At 53.5% G+C, this 22070-nt stretch carries 24 protein-coding genes; 8 read left to right on the plus strand and 16 right to left on the minus strand.

The features are described 5' to 3' along the window. Window positions 1-4: 4 nt before the first annotated feature. On the minus strand, window positions 5-1183 hold the full coding sequence (locus AC9UEO_RS11010; RefSeq protein ID WP_509533228.1) for a LysM peptidoglycan-binding domain-containing protein: 1179 nt from the start codon (window positions 1181-1183) through the stop codon (window positions 5-7). Between the two features lie 65 nt (window positions 1184-1248). Between AC9UEO_RS11010 and flgA the strand changes: the two genes are divergently transcribed. From flgA to flgN, 3 genes are all read left to right on the plus strand, one after another. Continuing rightward, window positions 1249-2025, plus strand: coding sequence for a flagellar basal body P-ring formation chaperone FlgA (gene flgA, locus AC9UEO_RS11015; RefSeq protein ID WP_509533231.1), 777 nt, complete (start codon window positions 1249-1251; stop codon window positions 2023-2025). A 131-nt stretch (window positions 2026-2156) separates the two neighbouring features. Further along, window positions 2157-2465 carry a flagellar biosynthesis anti-sigma factor FlgM gene (gene flgM, locus AC9UEO_RS11020; protein WP_509533234.1) on the plus strand — a complete coding sequence of 103 codons (309 nt, stop codon included), beginning with the start codon at window positions 2157-2159 and terminating at the stop codon, window positions 2463-2465. Between the two features lie 19 nt (window positions 2466-2484). Next, the gene (gene flgN / locus AC9UEO_RS11025) at window positions 2485-2907 is read left to right on the plus strand and encodes a flagellar export chaperone FlgN (RefSeq protein ID WP_509533236.1); all 423 of its coding nucleotides are present in this window, start codon (window positions 2485-2487) and stop codon (window positions 2905-2907) included. Here flgN and AC9UEO_RS11030 read toward each other — a convergent pair. Genes AC9UEO_RS11030 through AC9UEO_RS11050 form a run of 5 tightly spaced genes read right to left on the minus strand, consistent with a single transcriptional unit; the run spans window position 2892 to window position 6643 of the window. Continuing rightward, complete coding sequence (locus tag AC9UEO_RS11030; protein WP_509533239.1) at window positions 2892-3191, minus strand: EscU/YscU/HrcU family type III secretion system export apparatus switch protein; 300 nt, start codon at window positions 3189-3191, stop codon at window positions 2892-2894. The genes flgN and AC9UEO_RS11030 overlap by 16 nt on opposite strands. A gap of 4 nt (window positions 3192-3195) precedes the next feature. Then, entirely contained in the window at window positions 3196-4332 is a 1137-nt protein-coding gene (locus AC9UEO_RS11035) for a hypothetical protein (protein ID WP_509533241.1), read from the minus strand. A gap of 10 nt (window positions 4333-4342) precedes the next feature. After that, entirely contained in the window at window positions 4343-4981 is a 639-nt protein-coding gene (locus tag AC9UEO_RS11040) for a LysM peptidoglycan-binding domain-containing protein (protein WP_509533244.1), read from the minus strand. A 19-nt stretch (window positions 4982-5000) separates the two neighbouring features. Next, the gene (locus AC9UEO_RS11045) at window positions 5001-6074 is read right to left on the minus strand and encodes a hypothetical protein (protein ID WP_509533247.1); all 1074 of its coding nucleotides are present in this window, start codon (window positions 6072-6074) and stop codon (window positions 5001-5003) included. 26 nt (window positions 6075-6100) lie between these two features. Continuing rightward, window positions 6101-6643 carry an LPP20 family lipoprotein gene (locus AC9UEO_RS11050; RefSeq protein WP_509533250.1) on the minus strand — a complete coding sequence of 181 codons (543 nt, stop codon included), beginning with the start codon at window positions 6641-6643 and terminating at the stop codon, window positions 6101-6103. Between the two features lie 133 nt (window positions 6644-6776). Between AC9UEO_RS11050 and AC9UEO_RS11055 the strand changes: the two genes are divergently transcribed. Next, window positions 6777-7889: a sigma-54 interaction domain-containing protein gene (locus tag AC9UEO_RS11055; protein ID WP_509533253.1), complete on the plus strand. Its 1113-nt coding sequence runs from the start codon at window positions 6777-6779 to the stop codon at window positions 7887-7889. A 3-nt stretch (window positions 7890-7892) separates the two neighbouring features. Here the strand turns inward: AC9UEO_RS11055 and AC9UEO_RS11060 are convergent, their stop codons facing one another. The 8 genes from AC9UEO_RS11060 to flhA all read right to left on the minus strand — a co-directional run bounded on the left by AC9UEO_RS11060 (window position 7893) and on the right by flhA (window position 16338). Then, window positions 7893-8963, minus strand: coding sequence for a flagellar motor protein MotB (locus AC9UEO_RS11060; protein ID WP_509533255.1), 1071 nt, complete (start codon window positions 8961-8963; stop codon window positions 7893-7895). A gap of 2 nt (window positions 8964-8965) precedes the next feature. Continuing rightward, window positions 8966-9826 (minus strand): motility-associated protein, encoded by an 861-nt coding sequence (locus tag AC9UEO_RS11065; RefSeq protein WP_509533258.1) that lies wholly within the window; start codon window positions 9824-9826, stop codon window positions 8966-8968. A 106-nt stretch (window positions 9827-9932) separates the two neighbouring features. After that, entirely contained in the window at window positions 9933-10355 is a 423-nt protein-coding gene (fliS, locus tag AC9UEO_RS11070) for a flagellar export chaperone FliS (protein ID WP_509533261.1), read from the minus strand. Between the two features lie 66 nt (window positions 10356-10421). Then, window positions 10422-11198: a hypothetical protein gene (locus tag AC9UEO_RS11075; protein ID WP_509533264.1), complete on the minus strand. Its 777-nt coding sequence runs from the start codon at window positions 11196-11198 to the stop codon at window positions 10422-10424. Then, a complete protein-coding gene (gene fliA, locus AC9UEO_RS11080; RefSeq protein ID WP_509533267.1) occupies window positions 11195-11947 on the minus strand; it encodes an RNA polymerase sigma factor FliA in 753 nt (250 codons plus the stop codon). The genes AC9UEO_RS11075 and fliA overlap by 4 nt, the downstream gene beginning before the upstream one ends. Then, window positions 11944-12771 (minus strand): MinD/ParA family protein, encoded by an 828-nt coding sequence (locus AC9UEO_RS11085; RefSeq protein WP_509533270.1) that lies wholly within the window; start codon window positions 12769-12771, stop codon window positions 11944-11946. Before AC9UEO_RS11085 ends, fliA begins: the two co-directional genes overlap by 4 nt. Next, window positions 12764-14200, minus strand: coding sequence for a hypothetical protein (locus AC9UEO_RS11090; protein WP_509533272.1), 1437 nt, complete (start codon window positions 14198-14200; stop codon window positions 12764-12766). The genes AC9UEO_RS11085 and AC9UEO_RS11090 overlap by 8 nt, the downstream gene beginning before the upstream one ends. A gap of 32 nt (window positions 14201-14232) precedes the next feature. Next, window positions 14233-16338 carry a flagellar biosynthesis protein FlhA gene (gene flhA, locus AC9UEO_RS11095; protein WP_509533275.1) on the minus strand — a complete coding sequence of 702 codons (2106 nt, stop codon included), beginning with the start codon at window positions 16336-16338 and terminating at the stop codon, window positions 14233-14235. Between the two features lie 202 nt (window positions 16339-16540). Between flhA and AC9UEO_RS11100 the strand changes: the two genes are divergently transcribed. Genes AC9UEO_RS11100 through fliN form a run of 4 tightly spaced genes read left to right on the plus strand, consistent with a single transcriptional unit; the run spans window position 16541 to window position 20250 of the window. Next, on the plus strand, window positions 16541-18283 hold the full coding sequence (locus AC9UEO_RS11100) for a flagellar hook-length control protein FliK (protein ID WP_509533278.1): 1743 nt from the start codon (window positions 16541-16543) through the stop codon (window positions 18281-18283). Window positions 18284-18312: 29 nt separating this feature from the next. Further along, a complete protein-coding gene (locus tag AC9UEO_RS11105; RefSeq protein ID WP_509533281.1) occupies window positions 18313-18900 on the plus strand; it encodes a flagellar basal body-associated FliL family protein in 588 nt (195 codons plus the stop codon). A gap of 7 nt (window positions 18901-18907) precedes the next feature. Then, window positions 18908-19906: a flagellar motor switch protein FliM gene (gene fliM / locus AC9UEO_RS11110; RefSeq protein WP_509533283.1), complete on the plus strand. Its 999-nt coding sequence runs from the start codon at window positions 18908-18910 to the stop codon at window positions 19904-19906. A 14-nt stretch (window positions 19907-19920) separates the two neighbouring features. Next, a complete protein-coding gene (fliN, locus tag AC9UEO_RS11115) occupies window positions 19921-20250 on the plus strand; it encodes a flagellar motor switch protein FliN (protein ID WP_509533285.1) in 330 nt (109 codons plus the stop codon). 1 nt (window position 20251) lies between these two features. Here the strand turns inward: fliN and AC9UEO_RS11120 are convergent, their stop codons facing one another. Together AC9UEO_RS11120 and AC9UEO_RS11125 are read right to left on the minus strand one after the other, a co-directional pair. Next, window positions 20252-21478, minus strand: a complete 1227-nt coding sequence (locus tag AC9UEO_RS11120) for a carbonic anhydrase (RefSeq protein ID WP_509533287.1) — start codon at window positions 21476-21478, stop codon at window positions 20252-20254. A 176-nt stretch (window positions 21479-21654) separates the two neighbouring features. Then, the gene (locus AC9UEO_RS11125) at window positions 21655-22038 is read right to left on the minus strand and encodes a cupin domain-containing protein (RefSeq protein WP_509533290.1); all 384 of its coding nucleotides are present in this window, start codon (window positions 22036-22038) and stop codon (window positions 21655-21657) included. Window positions 22039-22070 lie beyond the last annotated feature (32 nt).

Genomic DNA, 22070 nt, shown 5'->3' on the forward strand with positions numbered 1-22070 from the left:
CGCTTCATCGCAAATAATCTTGGTTCAAGTAAGCGCCAACCCGCAGCACCTGGGCACGCTGCTGGTTGTTGACCACCTGCACCGGTGGACTGCTGCGGGTGAGGGTTTGCGCTAATTTTTGCGCCTGCGCCTTGGCCGCCTCGTACAAACCTAGTCGCTCATTGGCATGCTGGTGCAGGCCCTGAACAATGGAGTTGCGGGTAATAAAGGTATTGGGGTCGCGGTTGACATACAACTTTTGCGCCTGCGTACCCGCAATATTCAAATCTGCGTTAGGCGACTTTTCACGCCGCGCAGCAGGCGTGAGCACTGTCAGGTACAAATCGTCCAAATTGGTCGGGCCCATAGACTTCAGGCCGTTTTGGTCAAAGTACTTCTCCACCATATCTAGCTGCTGCAAAACACTGTGGCCCAAAATAGCCTTGGGGTTGCTGGCAAAACCGGCGGTGGCAGCACCTCGGTCGGGACCGTCGCAAAACTGGATGATGCCGTGGCAACGGTTATTGGTGGCCTTGGGGTTCATGCCGTCGCTCTCCATCAGGGTCAAGCGGGCAAAGTCATCTGGCGCGAACTGGTACTGACGCGCCATACCTAAGATTTTTTGGTAAACCTGCTGCTTTTCTTCAGCCGGTATATAGCCCTTCTCCACAGCACGGTCCAAGGTTTTTTGCAAAATGTTGTTTTGGCCGGGTAAAACGGGAAAGTTAGTGCTTGCCTGCAAACGCTTGCTTTGCAAGGCCTGTTGGGTAGACAGATTGGGCCCAGCCTGCTGGGCTTGGGTCAATACGCTCAAGTTCAGGCGCTGTCCTGGGAAGATGCGGTCAGGGTTGCTGATGCCGTTGACTCGCGCGATGTCTTGGGACAGTCGCAAAGCTTCACTGTTAGATACAGGTCGGCCCAATTCAGCCAAATGGTCTTTGACGATGCTGCTCAAGGTGTCACCCTCTTGCACCGCCACACTTTTGACCTGCGGGTTCAAAATGGTCGAGGAATTGACACCCGACCTTTGTTGTAGTTGTGACAAAGTTTGCGCAAAACCCACCCGCCCCGGCAACGCCAAGCTGGTGCCACGTGCAGAAGTGTTCGCGTCATTTGGATTGACAAACGTTGTTCTAACGAGTGCTTTGGGATCAACATTGAAGTTCATTTTGCGTTCGACTCTGGGTTGAAACTCGGTTGGCATCAAATTTGCATCGGGTGTAAACATGACGCTAAAACGTCAAAACTTTCACACCCTTGGAGACCATCTTGCAATTGCTGTGCCGAACCTTTCAGACAGTACCCAGACCGGCCCGAAGCGCCTTGGCGTTGCTGGCTGTGCTCTTGGGCGGCGTGGTCTCTTTGACCCAAGCCCAAAACACCCCCGCAGTGGCCACAGCATGGCCTACCCTGGAGTCGGGTGCCAAACAGTTCGTGGTCGACAGCCAAAAAATTGATCCCGCCTTGGTCACCATCCTGCCCATGGACAGCCGCATCAATATCAAGGCCTGCACCCAAGACATCGTGTTTGACCAGCCTTTTGGCAACAAACAAAGCGTTCGCGCCCGTTGCGCCCAGCCTTTGTGGCAACACTTTGTGATGGTTCAGGTGAAAAACACCTTGGGCAACCAAATCAACCAAGCCAATAACAACGGCCAAGTCAACCGCATGGTCTGGGTGTCAACCCAAGCCCTCAAGCGTGGCACGGTCTTGCAAACCGGTATGTTCAAACAGGCCGATTTGCCAGTTCCCTCTTATGAAACCCGTTTCGTGGGCGATGAGCGCGAAATGCTCAACATGGAGTTGCTGCGCGACTTGCCAGCCAATACCCCGTTACGCCAACAAGACCTGAAATCCTCCACCATGGTCAAACGCGGCCAGCAAGTGTTGGTAGCCGTCGGTGAAGGCAAAGGATTTTTGATCACAGTTCGGGCTGAAGCCCAGCAAGACGGTACTTTGGGTGACCAAATCCGCTTGAAAAACCCTGAGTCGGGTCGATTATTGTCAGCGGTCGTCACTGGCATGAACACGGCGCGGGGTTTGTAATGAGTACAAAAAGCCTCTTTTTAACTTTCTGCGGTTTTTTTACTTTGTTGGCCTCAAGTCTCAAGATTTGGGGTCGATACTACCAATGTGAAGTTTTGTATAAACTCCGCCTATATTCATAAGGAATCATCATGTCTGACCCTGTTTCCAACTCTCGAATTGCCAACAATTCTGCATCGCGCACAACTTTGGAAAAACTTGATAACAAGTCCAAAGCTGTCAAGACTGCGCCTTCTCCTGAAGCCAAGGCTGCGCCCGCACCTGCGCCTCAAAATGCTGACACGGTCAACCTGAGCAATGTCACCCAACGCGCCAAAGATGCGCCCGACTTTGACCGCGTCAAAGTTGAAGCCATCAAAACCGCTTTGCGTGAAGGCAGCTATCCGATCAACCCACGTCGCATTGCCGAAAACTTTGTTGCGTTGGAAAAAATGATCTGACCTCCCCAAGGACTGCTCCATGAATGCCCAAGCTTCTATTGAAGTGCCCCAAGCCGTGTCTTACGCCGATGTGCAGTTAGACCGCTTGGTGGATTTGCTCGACGAGGAATTCAATGCCCTCAAAGAGCAGGACTTGGACGCATTTGAAGAACTGCTGAATGAAAAAAATCAAATCTTGGCCGATCTCACGCAAGTTACTGGCGTGCGACAGCCCGAGGATGCAGATCGCTTAGGTCCCGAATGGACGCCATTTCGCAACCGCATGGTGACCTGTCGTGATATGCACCGACGCAATGAAATTTTGATTTTGCGAAAACTTGACGCCATCCGTGGTGCTTTGGAAAGCTTGAATGTGAACGACCCCACCAGCCCCGTGGAGGTCTACGACCGCTTAGGTCAAATCAAACGCCTGCGCCGTATGCGCGGCTACAGCGAAGCCTGATCGTCAGGTTCGCCCTTGGCCTCGTCGCCAGGCTGCATACCTTTTAACCAATACACCCACGACAAAATTACCGCTACTGCGGTGTACATGTCTTGCGTGATTTCTTCCCCCACATCAAGACGGCTGAGCAGTGCCAGCAACTGCGGGTCCTCCGCCACATAAATACCTTGGCGCTTGGCCTCGGTGATGATGCGCAGCGCCAAATCCTCTTGGCCCTTGGCCACCACGCGGGGAGTTTTTTGTTTGCCGTATTCAAGGGCTACCGCTTCCAAGGGCGCTTTCATGGTCTTAGGCCCTTAAATCGATGACCGAGCCACGGGTGCCCGAGGACTCGCTCACCCGCGCCAGTGGACGCGGTGCGTTGAAAATTTGAAACGACTGCAACTGCAGCCCTGCCGAGCCCAGCTCAAGGCCCAATTCGCCGGAGCGCTCTTTCGCTAAATGCGCAACCTCGCCACGTAGCGCCCACATCACCAAATCCACATCATTGCCTTTGGATATTTGGGTGTTTAACCAAACCTCACCCAACACCCGACTGCGTGAATGGATATCCACACTCAAAGGCGGCTCTTCTTGGCCTTTTTTACGCGGAGGACGCTGGAAATGCAAGTCCACGGGATCGGCATCGATAAAGGGCAAGATGACATGCAAAGACAACTCACCTTGCAGCATTTTTTGTGCGCTCTGGGCTTGGGCAGCTTCCAATTCTGTCGATGCATCTTCCACTTGACGCAGCGCTTCCTTGTTGCCGCCTTCTTCACTGAGCAGCCCCAAGATTTTTTTGAGCAAGGTTTTAGGGTCATCCGCGGCTTCTTGGCCTTGCAACAAGATACTTTCAATGCTTCGCGACTGACCCATCACGGTTTTGCGCAGCATGCTGGGGTTCATTTGTGCCAAGGAATTGCGTTGCTGCAACAGGCGTTGCAACCAAGGTCCAATCTCGGTCTGGGCGCTCCAATTGCCTTGCGCCACATCGCTTAGCAACTTTGAAAAAGTGGCAAAGCCCGGCGGGTGCATCAGCAACATACCCAAGCGGTTGGACTGTGGTTCGGGCTGCGCTGCCTCTGAGGCCAGCGCCGAGCCAGGGTTCAACCCAAACAACTGGTTCACCGGTGTGGCTGTGGCCGCTGGTGCTTGGCCGTTGGGATAGGCTTGGATCAAAAAGCCCCAACTGCCTGCGTTATGGCTGACACGCAAAAAAGGTTTGTCGCCGTCTTTGAGAACCCAGCCGTTAGGTAGCTCGAAAAAGAAATCTTTTAACCAAAGGCGGACCCGCTGATCGCGCACCTCGACAGTGGCTTGCACAATTTGCCCGTCCCGCAAACCCAGTTGCTGCGCCACAGGTGTTTGCACCCAGACCGAGCGGTTCTCTGCTTGGACAGGCCCTATCCGGCTGGCAGCACTGACAAGTTCGGGGCCAAGCATCGAGGACTTATCAGGGGTAACGCACCCAGTTGCGTTTATTGGGTTCTGCAAGCGCTTGAAAGTTACCCGCTTGGTGTGCTGCTGCGCCACCCGAGGGCGCGGGCAAGGGGTTGGCAGGCGGGCTGTTGGGCTGCGCACTGGTTTTCGAGACTGCACCGGGCATGAGTTTTTGTATCAATTCGGCTTGGTCGGCCAAATTCAGTACGGTGCCAGGTTGCAGCTTTTTGGTATTGACTTTGGTAAAGGCCTTGGGGTTGTTCACTACTACCCAGTCACGCAGCACATCGGCTTTAAGGGGGCTGTTGGCATAGTATTTTTGAACCACTTTGTCCAAGGTATCGCCAGCCACCACGGTATGGGTTTTCCAAACAGGAGCCGCCATCTCTTCAGGCAGCGGCTTGCCCTGGGGCGCTACAGGTTTGGCCACCGCAGAAGTTGCGGCTGGCACGGGGTCTTGGGCAACATCGGCCTTGACCAATTTGATGGACTTGGACATGGGCTTTTTCGCAGGGCTGACTTCTGCGGGAATGAACTCTTTGGGCAACTCCAAAGGCGCTTGGGGCATCGACTCTGCGGCCCAGACCGAAGACATCATTACCAAGAAGAACATCAAGGGCATAGCAAAGTTACGGGGGCTGGCGTACAACATGGTCAATCACTCCTGAAATTCAAGGCGTATGCGGAATGGCTACCCATTGCACATTGGCGGGAAATTTGGTTCCTGCGGTGAACTTAAGCTCCGCATAATAATCGCTAACGGCCACCACCTCAGCCATGGCGATACGCTCCAAGGCACGGGGCTCCAAAGCACGCAGGGGTAATTTCAGGCGGTCGGCCAGTACCATTTGGCTACCCACGCGAATACCGCTGGCAGCACCACCGGCTATGCGCACGCTGCCCGCATTGACCTTCACCACCTGAAACTGTGGCACCTTGCAAGACAGCACTTTTTCCATGCCATTTTGAAAATTTTGGATACTTGCTTGAATTTGTGACACCACCATTGGCGACAAAGGCTTGGATTCGATGCCCACAATGCGCGGCACATCGATGCTGATTTGTTGAGAACCTCGAAACGCTGGGTCTTGGCCTTCGCCTCGACCGATGAGCTCCCAGCTCACGTCATAGACATTGGCAGCAGGGAAAGAGTCTGCGCTTAGCGATATGTTCAAACGCAACACCCACGGCACCAACTGCTCGCCTTGACCCACCAATAATTGCTCGTAGCCGTCGGCTGGCAATTTGCGCTCGCTGACACGCCAAGACTTGGCATGGTGGGAGCTTGCAAACACCTGTTGACGAAATTGCTGGCCAATCAACTGGGCCTCGTAGCGGCGCCCCGCTGCCATGGATGAGCCATAGCGCACCTCCCAGTTCAGCTGATGCCAGACAGCACCATCCGCGGCGGGGGACACACAACTGGGCGCCAAAGCGGTTTTGCCATCCAACTGCATACCGCTGGCGCTGGGCTGTTTGTCCATGTCGCGGCCATAAGCCAAGATGCGCACGCCGCGCACTTCCATACCAGTGACAAAGCTATTGCTTTCGCGCAAAGCGCCATTGCCATCGACCCATTGGGTGGAACGCACTTGGGTGGGGCCCTCAAGTGAGCGCTGTACCAATGACTGGCGAATCGCCTCCAAGCGCTCTTCAGCGGTCAGCGACTGCGCAGACACAGGGGCGATCAGGCTACAGGCCAAGACCAGCGCTGTCACAGCAGAGCAAACAAAGCGGGTACGCATATCTATCAACCTTTAATAGGTATTGCTTAGCGACGTGAAGCGATTTGTGTCAGATACAGGGTGCGCAAATCTTGCACCGCATTACGGTCTAGCGACAAAGTGGTTTCGTATGTGTCGTCACCAATGGGGGTAATGCTCACCAAGTTGGCGCCGTAAATCACGCCTTCCACACGGGCGCGGAAGGTGTCGTTCATCACTGTCATGTCAGCCACCGTGGTGCTTGCATCCATTTGTTGACCATAGACCTGTTCAGTCAAAGCACGGTAGGCATCGAGCTTGGAGGCACGAATCGCCAGCAAGCGTTGCTGCGCAGGGTTTTTATGGTTTTGAATGCTGATGACCGCATAACCGGTGGCGACAAAGGTTTCGCGCTTTTCCATCATTGGAGTGATCATGGAAACGGGTGCGGGTTCTGGGGCCACCGTTGGCGCAGATTTGGGCGAAGCCACACCTGCTGGGCCAGCAACGGCCACCACAGGTGCTTGCATGGGGGCTGACAAAGTATGAATGGTTTCGCAAGCGGTCAGACCAGACAAAGCAGCGGCGGCGAGAGCAATTCGGTACATCATGGTAAGTTCCTCTGAATGGGTACAAGCTATGAATCGGCGCACAGTTGCGCTTCTTTAAGGCCTTTCATTCTTTTCGTTGGAATACTTTTGGCGACTTGTTCAATTTGCCCCTTGCGTCACAATTGGTACAAGCATGAAGTCTTCCTCCCATTTCATCGGTAACAGCCCGATCGCGCAAGCCCTGCGCCGCCTGATCTCCACCATTGCCAACTCCGCCGCCACGGTGCTCATCACGGGCGAAAGCGGTACAGGCAAGGAGTTGCTTGCGCGTTCTTTGCACGAACAATCCGATCGTTTAGGGGGTAGTTTTGTACCTATAAACTGCTCAGCTATTCCCAAAGAATTATTAGAAAGTGAACTTTTCGGCCATCGAAAAGGCTCTTTCACTGGTGCAGTGGCAGACCGCATTGGCCGCTTCGAATTGGCGCACGGCGGCACCATCTTTTTGGATGAAATTGGCGATATGTCCTTGGACATGCAGGTGAAGTTGTTGCGTGTCTTGCAAGAGCGGGTGATTGACCCCGTGGGCTCGACACGGCAAATTCCCATTGATGTTCGTGTCATTGCCGCCACACACCGCGATTTAGAAACAGAAATTCAGGCTGGACGCTTTCGCGAAGATTTGTACTATCGGCTTAATGTGCTGCCGGTGGTCACCCCACCCCTGCGCGAGCGACCCCAAGACATCCCCGAGTTGCTGAATTTTTATGCGACACATTACAAATCTGCGCATTCGCAGCCGATTCGCTTCAACCCCGCATTTTTAGACGCCTTGGTCAACTACGCATGGCCTGGCAATGTGCGCGAACTGACCAATTTGATGGACCGCTTCAGCACCTTGTATGCCGGTCAAGAACTCGATATTCGTTCGATTCCACCGAGCTTGCTGCCCAAGGGCTTGGTACCCGTCCAAGAACAAATGCTGGTGCAAATGGGGCCGTGTGTGTCGCAAGACATGACGCCGCCGCCTGAAGTATTGGCGGAGATGGGTGTCTTGTCCATGGTGAACCAACCCGAGCCCCAAGATAACGAGATCGAGAGCATCATCATGTTGGCGCAAGGCATGCCGCATTTACCACCTGAAGGCATGTCGCTCAAAGACCGCTTGGCCGAAATTGAGCGCAACATCATTGAGCAAGCCTTAGAGCGCTCTCAAGGCAATGTCTCGCGCACTGCCAAACTCTTAAACCTTCAGCGCACCACCTTGATCGAGAAGATCAACAAATACGACCTGCGAACCGCTTAAGGTTTATTTAGGGTCTTGGTTAAGCACAGTGATACTCATGCGGCGGTTGCGTGGATCGAACTTGTCCTTGGGATTGAACGGATCGGTATCGGCCACACCCTCGATGCGTTTGAAGCGCTCTTCCTTGATGCCTTTTTTCTGCAAAATTTGACGCGTGGCCTCGGCGCGATCTGCCGACAGCGACCAGTTGTTTTTACCTTCAGGGTTTTGGAAGGGCACCGCATCGGTATGACCGCGGATGGCTACCTTGTTGGGCATATCGCCCAAAGAGGACGCCACTTCAGCAATCAATGCCGCGGCCTTACCTTGCATGCCCACGCCGCCACTGGGGAACATGGCGAAGTCAGCGTTGTCGATGATTTCAATGCGCAAACCGTCTTTGTCGCGACTGATTGCCACTTTGTCTTTCAAGCTTTCGAATTTTTTGTTTTCCGACAATTTTTCTTTCAGCTCTTGTTCGAGTTTTTCAAAGTTTTCTTTGTCTTCTTGCTCGGCCGCGGCTTTGCGTTCGGCTTTGCTCATTTTTTCAGGGTCAGTACCGCCCTCACCTTGACCACCCTGACCAGAACCTAGACCTTCCCCTTTGCCGCCCGATGTGGGGTCTTTGGCCTCGTTTTCGTTTTCGGGGCCAGGTTCGGTGTCTGGGTTGGGGCCGCCCTCGGACTTGGGCGTCAAGCGCTCGAGCAAGCCAGTTTGGCGAGAGCCATAGGGAAATGCATCGGGGTCGATGATGGATCGGCCACCCAAGACACCGTTGGAGCCGGCCAATTGACCCACAGGCGTCAAGCTGTGCGAGGTGGGTTTGAAATAGTCGGCAATGCTTTTGCGTTGGTCGGCGTTAGATGCACCGAGCAACCACATCAACAAAAAGAACGCCATCATGGCGGTCATCATGTCGGCCAGCGCAATCTTCCAAGCGCCACCGTGGGCGCCGCCATGGCCATCTTCAATCTTCTTGATGATGATGACGGGCGCCAGCGCCTCACCACCCGGTGCGGCCGCAGGCGCTTCGGGTGCGGCTTCGGCTGGCGAGTCTGCGTCTACCTCGGCGTCAGCAACAGCTTCTTCGGCCATGCTTATTTGCCTCGCATACCGTCAAAGATTTCTCCAAATGACGGCTTGTTGTGATGGTTGATGACGGACCTCGCAGCCTCGATGACCAGGGGCATGGGGTGACCATGCAAATTGGCGACGATGAGTTGTTGCACGCATTTAAAGACTTCATTGTCCTCTTCGACCACCTGCGCGATACGCACCGCGAATGGACCCGCCACACCGTAAGCCAACAACACACCCATGAAGGTACCCACCAGCGCAGAACCAATCAAAGCGCCAAGTACAGGCGGGGGTTGGTCAATTGCGCCCATGGTTTTCACCACACCCAACACACAAGCCACAATGCCCAAAGCAGGCAAGGCGCCTTCCATGCTCGACCAAAAAGCGGCGTTGGCCATCTCGTGGTGGTGGTGGTTTTTGATGGAAGCCGTCATCACGTCTTCCACCGCGTAAGGGCTTAAGTTGCCTGAAGACACCACCATCAGACGGATGGTGTCGCAAATCATGTCCAGCAAAGCGTGGTCTTGCAACAAAGGCGGGTATTCGGCAAAGATAGCGCTGGACTCGGGGTTTTCAATGTGCGGCTCCAAAGCCACCGCACCCTCGGCTTTGAGGGTCTTCAAGATCTTGGAGACCACCAAAATAATCGCCAAATAATCATCCTTGTGGTACCTGGGACCTTTGAACACTTTACCCACAGCACCAAAACCCGTGCCTACCGCGGCTCCACTGTTACTGATCAAGCTGGCAGCAACCGCCGCGCCAAAAATCTGGGCAAATTCCCAAGGCGCGGCCTTGATCACAGGTGTCAAATCGCCACCGTGGGCAACGAACACACCGAACACGGCGATCATCAAAACGACTAAACCAACTGCTGCCATTGCAAGCTCCAAGTGTTAAAGCATGCTGACGCAAACGCGCCAACATGCCTCGCAAAACTTCCCCTAGATTAACTGATAATTTTGTCGATTTATATCGACAAATATTTCAATTCACAAATTCACGACCAGGGGTGGTTCGCGGGATCAAAGCAGGCACGGTTTCCCAGGCGCTGCGAATTTCTGTCATCAAGCCATGGATTTCATCCAAAGCCGCCAAATCATTGCGGGCGTTCACATACAGCAAACGCCGCGTGATGTAGTTATAAAGTTCATTCAAGTTGGTGGCTAATTCGCCACCTTTTTCAAAATCTAGGGCGCCTTGCAAGCCCAAAACAATGCGGCTGGCGCGAGCAATCGCTTTGCCTTTTTCGGCAATATTGTTGTGCTGGATATGACCTTTGGTGGTGGCCAAGCTCTCAATCAAGCCATCAAACAGCATTTGAATGAGTTCGACATTGTTGGCTTTGGAAACGCCGGTGGTGACCTTGACGTCTCCGTAACTGGCAATGGCTCTGGAATTGGCTCGCATGATCAGGTTCTCCTGTGTTCAATCGTTGACCAAGGATACATCGGCGCAATATGGCTTAACTTGAGATCAGGCAGCAACGGGAACCGCTCTTTCTTGGGCTGCGGCAGCCGGCTGAGCGGCCTCGGCTGGGGCGCCTCGGCCTATGTTCAACTGCGACAAATCGGGCTCTAACACTTCGCCGCTGGGCTCCATGCTGGCAGCCATTGCCACCGAGGGTAAGGCGGGTGCAGCATTTGGCGGTACCTCAGCGGCAGGCGCATCCTCAGCAGGCGGCAACATAGCCTCCTCATCGGACGACACAGGATGAATCAGCAAGGTTGCGGAATAGGGCTCACCCAGTCCCAAGCCAATGCGGGCGTAAATCATGCCGGTGACTTGGTCCAAGGACTGCTGAATGCGCAAAACATCATCAGGCTTGCTTGTGGCGAAATCGACACCGGCTTGGTACAGACTGGCCAAATGGTGCATAGGCAACCAAGACACCACCGAACCGCGCGGTGTAGGCACTTGACGGTTATTGGTGGGCACGCCGACTGTACCGGCTTTGCCATGGCTATAGCCTTCCATGAACACTTGTTCTATGTGTTGGCGCAAGATGGGTTCGTAATGCGGTTTGAGGTCTGACACATGCTTAGCGTCCACCCCAGGCAAGGGAATGCCACTCATGGCGTCCCACAGGGTTTTACCTGCCAATTCGCCAAACAAACCATCGTCGTAGGTGGCAGGCACTTCGGTGCGCGAATAACCTTGGTAAATGACATTGACTTTGTCGATCACATACAAAACCAACAAAAACACCAACAACACGCCCCATACCAAAAAAAGTTGAAAGAAGCTGTTCATGAGACGCTCCTAGAAGTTTTGAAAATATCTTCTGGCGCGATTTGCAGCTGCACACGCAGCTTTTTCACCACCGAAGACAAAATCTGGCTGATACGAGACTCGCTGACCTCTAAAACTTCACCGATTTCTTTGAGGTTGAGCTCCTCCACATAGTAAAGCTGCATCACCAGTTGCTCACGCTCAGGCAACTGACCAATGGCGTCGGTGACCGCGCCCATGAACTCGGCCTCTTCCACCATCACATCGGGCTGGCGGGAGGCGTCGTCGGCAATGCTCATGACCTCTTCTGTGACGACTTCTAAAGAATACGTTTCAAAGCGACGTGCTTTACCGCGCTCTTTTTGGAAATCGTCCAAGTCTTTGCCCATGAACTCGGCCATTTCTGCTTGGGAGGGCGCACGGCCCAACTCAGCCGACAACACATGCAGGCTTTCGTTGTGTTCTTTGTTAAAGGCTACCGCAGAACGCGGCAAAAACGATAAACGACGCACCTCATCGAGCATGGCGCCACGCACACGGCTGTGAGCGAAGTTTTCAAAATCCACACCCTTGGTCGGGTCAAACACCCGCGAGGCTTCGAGCAAACCCATCATGCCAACCTGGATCAGCTCGTCGAGCTCCATATAAGCGGGTACGCGAGCCTTCAAGTGCAAAGCCACGCGCTTGACCAAGCCAAGGTGGGCCAACACCAGCTCCTCGCCTTGCGGGCGAGACTGCTGGTACATCTTCATTGGAGAAATGGCTCTCATGTACTCTTCGTATTGCTTTGCAGCAAACGCTCCATGAAAAACTGCAGGCCACCGGACGGATGGTCGATGGGTCGTAACTGGGTAGATAACTCGGCCAAACGGCGGAAATCGCGAGCGGCGGCAGTGCCTGGCGCCAACTCCATGACCGACTGGTATTTTTTCAGCGCAGCCAAGACCATTTCATCGTTTTCGATGGAAGTCAAATAGTGAACTGACTCACCCAAGAAGCGCACGCACACATCATTCAAACGCTGGTAGAGCTTCCACCCTTGGGTTTGGGTATCCACCAAATTGGGCACCAGGTAAATTTCGTCCAGCTTCATTTCTTGCGTGAGAACTTTGATGGTACCGTAGGCGTCCGCGATGGAAGAGGGGTCGTCTTGCACCACGATAAAGCGGCGCTGACAGGCCGCCAAAAACGCCAACACCGACGGTGAAATACCTGCGGCCACGTCAACAATGAGGTAGTCAATTTTTTTACCCAAGTTGCTAAATGCCTGCACGATACTGGCCGCTTGCAACTGGCTTAATGCCGCCAACTCTTGCACACCTGACGCTCCTGGAATGAGCTGTATGCCTTGGCGGGTGGTGATGGTGATTTCTTCGAGGGTTTTTTGGCCTGCTAAAAAATGGCTAAGGTTGTATTCGGCACGCGCACCCAAAGCGATTTGGGCGTTGGCCAACCCTAAGTCAGCATCAAACAACATGACATCGTGGCCACGCTGGGCCAAAGCAACAGCCAAGTTGATCGACACCGTGGTCTTGCCCACACCGCCTTTGCCGCTGGCAATGCCGATGACCTCCGTGGTTTTGTTGTTACTCATGGGTAGACCTTGTGTGTTGCGCGGCCAGACGCGAGATTCTGGCAGAAGCCATGGCCAGCGTGCTGCTCATGTCTTCTTGGGGAGCATCGGTGTAGCCCAGCGACAAATTCGCCAGTGCCACAGTGACCAACTCTTCAGCTTGCATTTGCACCGACCATTCTCCGATGCGCTCGCCGCGGCTGGCGCCACTCACGCCTACATGGCCTTCGGTGAGCACTTGAATCAGTGCCCAAGGTTGGCTGGCTTCATCCAATTTGGAAATCATCAGGCTTTGCCATTGAATATGGGGGGTTGAAAGCATTCTGCGCAACGAAGATTGAGAGGCATCGGCAGGAAGAACCACGTGGAATTGTGCCTCTTTGCTGATGGCGGCAATTTCACTCACGCGCTCGGCCATTTGAACACCTGGGGTGTCAATGATGATGAACTTGCGCTGGCCATGCTCTTCAAGCAAGAGTTTCAAGGTGGTGACGTTGGTGGCACGAAAGCTATCCACACCGGACTGGGCACTGAGCAACTGGGTTTGGTTCCAAGCACCTGCCCGTTGGTCGCTGTAACTGATGACCGCCACTTGTTCGCTGCCCCAGTTGACACTGGCGTGTTGCGCCAAGCGAGCCACCATCAAGGATTTGCCAGCACCCGAAGGGCCTGCGAGCACGTGAACGCCTTGGTCAGGCGCTGTCACACTGCTGTGGAGCATGGAGTGGCAAAGCTGGCGGCGAATTTCATCCATGGCCGGCTCTACGTCTTCAAAACTTTGGATACTGTCAATCAGCAAGGCTCGCAAAGCCACAGGAATGGGAGCTTCTTGCAAGGCGTTGCGCAAAGGCATGAGGTTACGAGCCAAACCCGTGCCTTGCCAAGCCATTTGCTGGCTGAGCTTGAATTCTTTGCGCAAGGTTGCGAGTTCTTCGCGCACCATTTGCACGATTTCACGACCGCGCATTGCATCGCGTTCCTCGACCATTTGTTGGGTTTGTGCATGCACAGCGGCAGGCGCCACGGGCGTGGTGATATCGATCGCTGCAGTCTCTTCTTGGACCACAGGCGCTGCATTCTCTTGTGCGGCTTTTTTCAATGAGGCAGCAGGTACAAACCCAGTGGCTTCAGCTTTGGCGGGCTTGGCTTGGCGCTTGTGCAGGGCCATGGTGTCGTCAAGTACTTTGCCAAAACTGGCTGGCTCTTCTTGCACCAAGGGCGCTTCTTCGTTGCTAGGCGTGGCAGACAAACTATAGGTTTTCTCGGTAGGCACAAAGGTCTCTGCCAAAGCGACCTCGGCATTCATGGGCTCAACATCAACCGCAACGATCAACTCGGTTTTGCCTCTCACCTTGCTGGTAGAGATGACAAGCACGTCGGGGCCGTACAAAGCAACTGCTTTTTCGTTGGCCGCCCGGGTGTCACGGGCAATGATTCGCTTGAGTTCCATGGTGTTTCTCGTTGGTCAAATAAAAGGGTGGATTAGCCGCGGTTGGTTGCGTTCACAGTGTGAATCACTTTGACCGCTTGGTCATCTGGAATTTCGCTGTAGGACAAGACGGTCAAATCACTGACGCGGAAGCGAACAGCTTTGGACAGCCAGCTGCGAATCAGCGGCGAGACCACCAAGACGGCGGCATGGCCTTCGTCTTCCATGGCCCGCGCACCCATGCGCAGCGCGTTGAACAAGTTTTCAGCCAAACTGGGCTCCAAAACCACGGGTTGACCTGGCTGGCTTTGCTGCAACACGTTGTGCAGCAACTGCTCCAATCCAGGCTCCAAAGTCATCACAGACAAATTGCTGGACTCGTCGACCAAGCTTTGCATGATCATGCGACCTAGCTTGGGACGCACATAAGCCGCGAGCTGCTCGGGGTCGGTGCTGCGAGCACTCGCTTCGGTAAGAGATTCGGCGATTGAGCGCATGTCGCGTATGGACACGCCTTCGTTCAACAAATGTTGCAGTACGCGGGTGACCACGCCCAGCGACAGCTTGCCAGGCACCAACTCTTCCACCAGCTTGGGGGACTTGGCAGACAACTTGTCGAGCAACTGCTGAACTTCGTCGTGGCTGAGCAAGTCGGCGGAGTTTTCGCGCAATACTTTATTCAAATGGGTGGCGATGGCGGTGCTGGCGTCGACAACTGTGTAGCCCAAGGTGCGGGCCAAATCGCGTTGCGAGGATTCGATCCATACGGCTTCCAAACCGAATGCGGGTTCGCGGGTAGGCGTGCCTTGCAGTTCGCCATATACCTGACCGGGGTTGATGGCCAATTCACGGCCTACTTTGATTTCGCCTTTGCCACGTACCACGCCTTTGAGCACGATGTTGTACGAGTCGGGGTCTATGTTCAAGTCGTCGCGAATGCGAACGGGTTGCACCAAAAAGCCAAGCTCTGCAGACAATTTTTTACGCACGCCTTTGACACGGCTCATCAATTCACCGCCAGTTTCGACGTTCACCAAAGGAATCAAACCATAGCCGATTTCCAAGCCAATCAAGTCCACCTGATCAACATCGTCCCAATCCAAATCTTTGGTGGACTCGGTGGTGGTGGCAGCGGCTTGCGCCTCGGCCACTTGTACAGCCTCTTCGTCCACCTCTTTGCGAATAACCAACAATCCCAAGCCTGCCGTCGCCGCCGCCAAGGTGATGAACATCAGGTGGGGCATACCGGGCACCATGCCCAAAGCGGCCAAGATGATGGAAGAGATAAACAGGGCCGAGGGATTGGCGAGTTGGGTATGCGCTTGCTCGGAAATCGATTCTGAAGTGGTCACACGTGTCACGATGATGGCGGTGGCCAGCGACAACAGCAGCGAAGGAATTTGTGCCACCAAGCCGTCACCGATGGTGAGCAAGGTGTAAATCTTGCCAGCGTCAGACACCGACAAATTGTGTTGAATCACGCCAATGGTCAAGCCGCCGATCAAGTTGATCAACAAAATCAGCAAGCCAGCGATGGCGTCACCGCTGACAAATTTAGAGGCACCGTCCATCGCGCCAAAGAAGTCTGACTCTTGGGACAGCTCAGCACGGCGCTTTTGGGCTGTGGGCTGGTCGATCACACCTGCGTTCAAGTCGGCGTCGATAGACATTTGTTTGCCAGGCATAGCGTCCAAGGTAAAACGGGCATTCACTTCAGACACGCGACCGGCACCTTTGGTCACCACAATAAAGTTAATGATCATCAAAATCGCAAAAATGATGAAACCCACTACATAGTTACCTGCAATCACAAACTCGCCAAAAGCCGCCACGACTTTGCCCGCTGCGTCGTGGCCGGTGTGGCCATCCACCAAGATCACGCGGGTAGAGGCTACGTTCAAGGCCAGTCGCAACATGGTGGCAAACAACAAGATAGTGGGAAAGGATGAGAACTCCAATGGTTTGCGGGTGCTGATGGCGATCATGATGATCACCAAGCTGATGACAATATTGAAAGTAAACAAAAAATCCAATAAAAGCGGCGGCAATGGCAATACCAACATGGCCATGATCAACAGCACCAGGACGGGAATGCCCAATCCGGTGTAGTCAAACTTGGTCAAGTTCTGTCGAATCGTTGACAGGGTTAAGGTGCTCATGGTCGTTTTGTCACTGTTTTTGAAGCATTAAGGGTTATTTTTCCAAGCGTTTTTCAACGCCCTCAAGGAGATGAAGCAAGCCATGTGCCAGCTTCTTGTTCCTCCTTTGGCTTGACGCAGGGCTTTGCAGCGAACGGCAAACCTTAGCCTGTCACGGTTCTTGCTTAAATGCTCTGTCTTTTAAGGGAAGCATTGAACGGATATGAACTTATCTGCATTGAATTCAGGCCTATCGCCAAACGCCACCCCCGTCTCCACCGAGGCAAATAACCTAGGTGGGGCACTGTCACGCCCCTCCTCTGGTACCCAGTCGGGCGAGGACTTTGCCGCGTTCTTGCGCCAACAAATTGCCTCGCTGCAGACCCCCCAACGGCAAGAGCTTGCCGCTGGAAGCGCAGACAAACTCGCCAAACCAAGCCCAAGCTCAACTGCCACCAAGGGCGTGCTAGAGCAGCAAGCTTTGCGCCAAGCTTTCCACCCTAATCAGTATTTGCATGCCAAAACCCCGGGCTCTAAAGGCATGGGTGTGCTTGGCCCAGGCGGACATTTCGCCAAACATCTGCCACCTGCCCAGCCCCATGAGGCGAAATCCAGCGTGGCTCAGGAGACAGCCAAGGATGCCATTGAGTCAAACCACCCAGCAGACACCGCCACGCAAAGGGCCAGTCAGCCTGATGAACTTGCACTGCAAAAAAACCAAAACCTAGAGGAAGCAGACGCAAAAACGGCCAAAGCCAAAGCATTTGCCCGTCAAGAGGGTCAGGCCTTGCAGTCGATTACCCTGAGTCCCGAGGTTGAGATCATCACAGTTACCCAACCTGAGACCAGCGAAAAAAGCTTGACCGATTTCGCTTTGGCCATGGGCTTAGACCCAGCACAAATCAAAGCCTTGTTAGGAGATGACACGGCCGCTGAGGTGCAGGCCACCGCGCCCGCAGCCACCACCCAACAAATCTTGGCCATGAACAACTTGCCTAGCAATGGCCTGAGCAACCCTCTCACAGTCGCTGCAACATCCCTTAGCAGTGTTGGCCTCACCACGGCTTCAAACCCCTTGAACATCCCTGCCCAAGCCGTGCTGGGAACCCAGGCGGAACTTAGCCAAGCCTTGCCACTCGTGCCCCAAGCCAGCTCAGTGGCCAGCGCCGAGCCGTTGTCTGAAGATATGAAACCCATTGGCTTAGAAGTCCAGTGGAGTTCCGCCTCCGCAGACTTGGCAGCAAACAAACAACTCAACCCAGCCCCCAACCTGAGCCAAGCAGTCATTGCGCAGGCAACGGATGCGCCTGACAACATCAGCACCTTGGCGGTACTGTCCATGATGGACGCGGATTTGCGCCCCGAAGACATCGACCGCTTGAAGGAAGAATTCGACAAACTCAGCGCCTTGGATGACAGCAGCACGTCGCAAGAAGGCGCCTCAGGTGGCGGCGTGACCAACAACCGCAGCCCTTCCCCAAGCAGCGCCTCGCCCACCCAGACCCTGAAAAACCACCCAGACATGGCGCAGACGTTTGAAAAACTCAGTCAAAAATTAGCCACCGAGTTGGCCAGTCGCATGAACGACCAACTGAACGCGGGTGAATGGAAGATGAAATTCGCCCTCAAGCCAGCCAGTTTGGGATTGGTCGATGTACAACTTGAAATGCGTGATGGACAATTAAGCGCTCAGTTCCATGCTGAAAACGGCTTGACCAAAGACTTGATTCAAAATGGCAGCACCCGTTTGAAAGAAGCTTTGGCTGAACTTGGCATGAACAATGCATATGTTTCTGTAGGACAGGATAACCGTCAGTCGTCGCAAGGTGGCTCGGGACAATCTGGCCAGCGCCAAGCCGCAGGAGACAATTGTGTCACACTCGGCGCAAACGGCGTGGGCGAAGAAGCAAATGCAGCAACACCAGTGCGTCACAGCAACAGTGCTTTGTTAGACACTTTTGCATGACGACATATTGAATGAAAGAGGAGTAAAACATGGCAACAGCAGCACCTGAAGCAACGCCCGCAGAGGGCTCAGAAGAACCGAAAAAGAAAAAACCGATATTGCTGATCGCAGGTATCGCAGTGGTCGCCATCGTTGTGGTGGTTGCCGTGGCCTTTGGCACTTTGTATTTCTCTGGTTTTTACGAGAAAAAAGCCGAACTCGCCGCTATGGACAAGCTCGAAGAACTTGAAGCAGCGGCAACCAAAGCCAAAGATGAAGCGCCTTCAAAACTAAAGAAAGAAGCGCCCGAAGCCACTCGCTTTGAAAAGAACTATTTTCAAATTGAAAAAGAGCTGATGACCAATATCACGGGCTCCAAGAAAGTCATGGTCGTGCAACTCGCCGTCATGACCCACTACGACACCCGCGTGTTTGACAACATCAAAAAGCATGAGTTCGCTCTGCGCTCAGCCATGCTCGACATCATGCGCCAGTCCACTGAAGCCGAGGTCAGCAAACCCGACTTTCGCAAAGAACTCGCCGTCAAACTCAAAGACATCATGAATGAGATGCTTGAGCAATACGAAGACTTTGGCGGCATCGAAGAAGTCATGTTCACATCCTTTGTGATGCAATAAACCTCTCATGGCAACCCGACCCAACTTACTCAGTCCCGAAGAACTCACGGCCTTGGCCGAGGGTTTGAAGGACGGATCGCTCGAATCGGACACCGGTTTCAACACCAAAGTCCGGGTGCGCAAACACGACCTGGCCAGCGAGAACAGCAGCCTGGGCGTGAATGTGTCGGCCATCGACATGATCAACGAGCGGTTCATCCGAATGTTTCGTTTGGGTTTGCTAGAAGTCTTACGCACCACGCCACGCGTGAACCCGACGCGGGTACAAATTTTGAAGTTTGGCGATTACATCAAAACCCTCAAAGCACCCTTGTCGGTGAACACGGTTCGCATCAGCCCCATGCGAGGCAATTCGGTCATCATCATCGACCCGAATGTGGTGTTCAGTTCATTGGACAGTTTTTTTGGCGGTTTTGGCAAGGGTGTGTCCGACCTGCCACCTGGTCGGCTGTTCACGGCCACCGAAACCCGCATCATTCATATCATTCTCAGCGTGTTTTTCCGCTCGCTCAAAGAAGCTTGGGCGCCAATTTTGGAAATCGACTGTGAACAAATCAGCGCCGAGATCAACCCCCAGTTTGCACAAATTGCCGATGAAAACGACTTGGTGGTACTGACCCGCTTTGACGCCGAGGCCACTGCTTCTGGTGGCAAAGGTTATATGGATTTGGTCTACCCCTACGCCACTTTGAAGCCGTTGCGCGACTTGCTGCGCAACCGAGTCTCCACCAGCGACGGCAACGAGGAGTCCGACAAAATTTGGCGCGAAGACTTGGCGGTCGCCGTTGGCGACTCCGAACTCGATGTGCGCGTGATGATGGGCGAGATCAAAACCTCGCTCTACCATTTGCGAAACATGAAGGAGGGCGATTTGCTTTTCTTCAAGAAACCCGACCAGGCGCAATTCCTGGCCAACGGCGTCCCCACCTTTGGGGTCAATATCGGCACGCGCGGCTCCAATGTGGCTGTGCGGGTTGAAAAGCAAATTGTCCCCGGACAGCTTTGAGACAGGAAAGCACCATGAACGACACCACCGAAACCCAAGACGAAACGCCTCCTACTTCAGAGGAGTTTCAAGTCAGCCAACCAGGCAATATCAACCCGGAAGTGCTGCAAAATATCTCGGTCACCCTCTCCATCGAGGTGGGACGCACCAATATCAAAATCAAAGATTTGATGCGCTTAACCCAAGGCAGCGTGGTTGAACTCGACCGCATTGCTGGCGAACCTCTGGACCTGTTGGTCAACGAAACAGTGGTCGCGCAAGGCGAGGTGGTACTGGTCAATGACCGTTACGGCATACGACTCACCCGAGTCGTACCCTCCACCGATCGCTTGCAATCTATCTAAATTAACCGCCTGCGGCAATTTTGCGACCGTTCAAAGACTGAACCGGACGCGCATTCAACTTGTAAGGGAATTTAGCCAGCTGTTGCTTGGAAATATCCACAGGCGTTTTCAGGATGTAGAACTGCACACCTTCAGTACAAGGGGGTGTAGTGAGTGAACCCTCGTAGTTATAAAAAGCCATTTCCTTGGGCAGCATGCTGGCAGGATTAAAGGTCACCTTGGGTGGCAAAAACTCCTCGCCCTCTTTGGGTGGCAAATTCGCCCACAAAGTTTTAATCGCCGCGCTGTCCTTGCCCTCGTTGAGCAAAACGCCAATCACAGCCAATTTGCCTTCCTTGCTCTTATGAACAAAGTGGGCAACCATGCTGGCATTTTTGCCTTCAACCTGCTCTTCTGAGGGGCGATGGAAGTGAAATTGCAGCAAATCGAAGCTCTCTTTGCCAATCGTCAAGGTGCTGCCAGGCTCGATATTGACCTGAATCGTGTGGCCGTTGTTGAACATTTTGAGCGGGCCTTCCTTGTAGTCCACGCTTAAAGTATCTTTGGATTTTTCAAACGGTCCGACGATATTCAAAGGCGACTGTTTTTTACCTTTACCGCACACAGGGAAAGCGTCACCCCAGTGCTCTGGGCCGTTATCGCCTTCATAGCCCCAATGAACTTCGTGCGCTTTATCGTCTTTCTTGGCATGGGCATCTTTGCTGTCGGCCTCTTTGTTGGTGGACTTTTTACATTCAGACAACACTTTGACTTTTTGACCTGCAGACGCTAAGGCATTTTGAGCTGCGCAAACGGTTTGTAAACGGTTGCTCCATTCGGCCATTTCCAAAGCTTTTTGGTAAGCGGCGATGGTGTCAGGGTCTTGGGCGCCCTTGGTCAGCAAGCGTAAAGACGCCATGCCAACTTGACGCTCAGCGCTCAAACTTTTTTGGGCTTTGTACAAAAGCTCAACGTCTTGCAACACCACACCATTGGCGAAGGCCGACTTCAAAGCCTCCATTTCCTGAGCGGATGTGTTCTCAGGCTCTTCTTTGGGTTGTTGCGAAGCGGTCGCTTCTTCTTGAACTTTCTCTAAAGATTCTTTGGCTTCATCAAGCTGTTCGCTCAACTCAGCGACTTGTTCATTCAAATGTTTTTTGGCGGAAAAATTCCAGTACGCCAGCGTTGCAGTAGCAACCAAACAAATTCCCAGCAAAATTTCCAGGATCAGACGCAAATATTTTTTCATGGCTACTCAAAAAGGTTTTTGAAAAGAAAATCCAGTTCAGGGGCGATTCTCGCCCAAGTTGCTACAAGTCTTATCGGTTTGAACAGGGCATGACTTTAATTTTCAGAGAAAAAAATACTGCCAAATTACTCATATTTAAGTTGCATGTAGCTTTGACACGTTTTCAGGCACGCGGCTCAAGCCTTTACAAACACTGTCACCAAGGCTTGTTCACCCACTTGGCGGCTGCAGTGGCCATGCACTTGAGGGTCAAACACAGCACCATCGGGGAGCAAATCAGCTGAGAAAAAATGCTCGCCCGCAGCAAACACTTTGCAACTGCCATCTTGCAGCCCAATTTCCATTTGGCCTTGCAATATAAAAACCCACTGCGCATGGCTGCTGACATGGAACTCGCTCTTAAAACCCACTGGGCTTTGGCGAAGTTGAACACCCTGCGCTGGCATCCATTCGCTCAAACGGGCTTTTTCGCTGCCTTGGTCAAGGGCAATGTCTTCCTGTTTGAAGCGGGCGCGGCCATCGGTATCGGTGAACAGCACAGTACGGATGAAGGTAGGCATGAGCGCATCATAAAGAACTGGCTGGCTACAAT

Source organism: Limnohabitans sp. (genome assembly GCF_040401495.1).
In the GTDB taxonomy this organism is placed as follows: domain Bacteria; phylum Pseudomonadota; class Gammaproteobacteria; order Burkholderiales; family Burkholderiaceae_C; genus Limnohabitans.

Bases quoted from the DNA above. Each gene is read 5' to 3' on its own strand.
- fliA (WP_509533267.1), bottom strand. From the start codon at position 11,947: ATGAGAGCCATTTCTCCAATGAAGATGTACCAGCAGTCTCGCCCGCAA.
- AC9UEO_RS11045 (WP_509533247.1), bottom strand. From the start codon at position 6,074: ATGCGTACCCGCTTTGTTTGCTCTGCTGTGACAGCGCTGGTCTTGGCC.
- AC9UEO_RS11105 (WP_509533281.1), top strand. From the start codon at position 18,313: ATGGCAACAGCAGCACCTGAAGCAACGCCCGCAGAGGGCTCAGAAGAA.
- AC9UEO_RS11010 (WP_509533228.1), bottom strand. From the start codon at position 1,183: ATGCCAACCGAGTTTCAACCCAGAGTCGAACGCAAAATGAACTTCAAT.
- fliM (WP_509533283.1), top strand. From the start codon at position 18,908: ATGGCAACCCGACCCAACTTACTCAGTCCCGAAGAACTCACGGCCTTG.
- AC9UEO_RS11075 (WP_509533264.1), bottom strand. From the start codon at position 11,198: ATGAACAGCTTCTTTCAACTTTTTTTGGTATGGGGCGTGTTGTTGGTG.
- AC9UEO_RS11060 (WP_509533255.1), bottom strand. From the start codon at position 8,963: ATGGCCGAAGAAGCTGTTGCTGACGCCGAGGTAGACGCAGACTCGCCA.
- AC9UEO_RS11050 (WP_509533250.1), bottom strand. From the start codon at position 6,643: ATGATGTACCGAATTGCTCTCGCCGCCGCTGCTTTGTCTGGTCTGACC.
- AC9UEO_RS11055 (WP_509533253.1), top strand. From the start codon at position 6,777: ATGAAGTCTTCCTCCCATTTCATCGGTAACAGCCCGATCGCGCAAGCC.
- AC9UEO_RS11120 (WP_509533287.1), bottom strand. From the start codon at position 21,478: ATGAAAAAATATTTGCGTCTGATCCTGGAAATTTTGCTGGGAATTTGT.
- fliS (WP_509533261.1), bottom strand. From the start codon at position 10,355: ATGCGAGCCAATTCCAGAGCCATTGCCAGTTACGGAGACGTCAAGGTC.
- flgM (WP_509533234.1), top strand. From the start codon at position 2,157: ATGTCTGACCCTGTTTCCAACTCTCGAATTGCCAACAATTCTGCATCG.
- fliN (WP_509533285.1), top strand. From the start codon at position 19,921: ATGAACGACACCACCGAAACCCAAGACGAAACGCCTCCTACTTCAGAG.
- AC9UEO_RS11030 (WP_509533239.1), bottom strand. From the start codon at position 3,191: ATGAAAGCGCCCTTGGAAGCGGTAGCCCTTGAATACGGCAAACAAAAA.
- AC9UEO_RS11100 (WP_509533278.1), top strand. From the start codon at position 16,541: ATGAACTTATCTGCATTGAATTCAGGCCTATCGCCAAACGCCACCCCC.
- AC9UEO_RS11065 (WP_509533258.1), bottom strand. From the start codon at position 9,826: ATGGCAGCAGTTGGTTTAGTCGTTTTGATGATCGCCGTGTTCGGTGTG.
- AC9UEO_RS11125 (WP_509533290.1), bottom strand. From the start codon at position 22,038: ATGCCTACCTTCATCCGTACTGTGCTGTTCACCGATACCGATGGCCGC.
- AC9UEO_RS11035 (WP_509533241.1), bottom strand. From the start codon at position 4,332: ATGCTTGGCCCCGAACTTGTCAGTGCTGCCAGCCGGATAGGGCCTGTC.
- AC9UEO_RS11040 (WP_509533244.1), bottom strand. From the start codon at position 4,981: ATGTTGTACGCCAGCCCCCGTAACTTTGCTATGCCCTTGATGTTCTTC.
- AC9UEO_RS11090 (WP_509533272.1), bottom strand. From the start codon at position 14,200: ATGGAACTCAAGCGAATCATTGCCCGTGACACCCGGGCGGCCAACGAA.
- flgN (WP_509533236.1), top strand. From the start codon at position 2,485: ATGAATGCCCAAGCTTCTATTGAAGTGCCCCAAGCCGTGTCTTACGCC.
- flhA (WP_509533275.1), bottom strand. From the start codon at position 16,338: ATGAGCACCTTAACCCTGTCAACGATTCGACAGAACTTGACCAAGTTT.
- AC9UEO_RS11085 (WP_509533270.1), bottom strand. From the start codon at position 12,771: ATGAGTAACAACAAAACCACGGAGGTCATCGGCATTGCCAGCGGCAAA.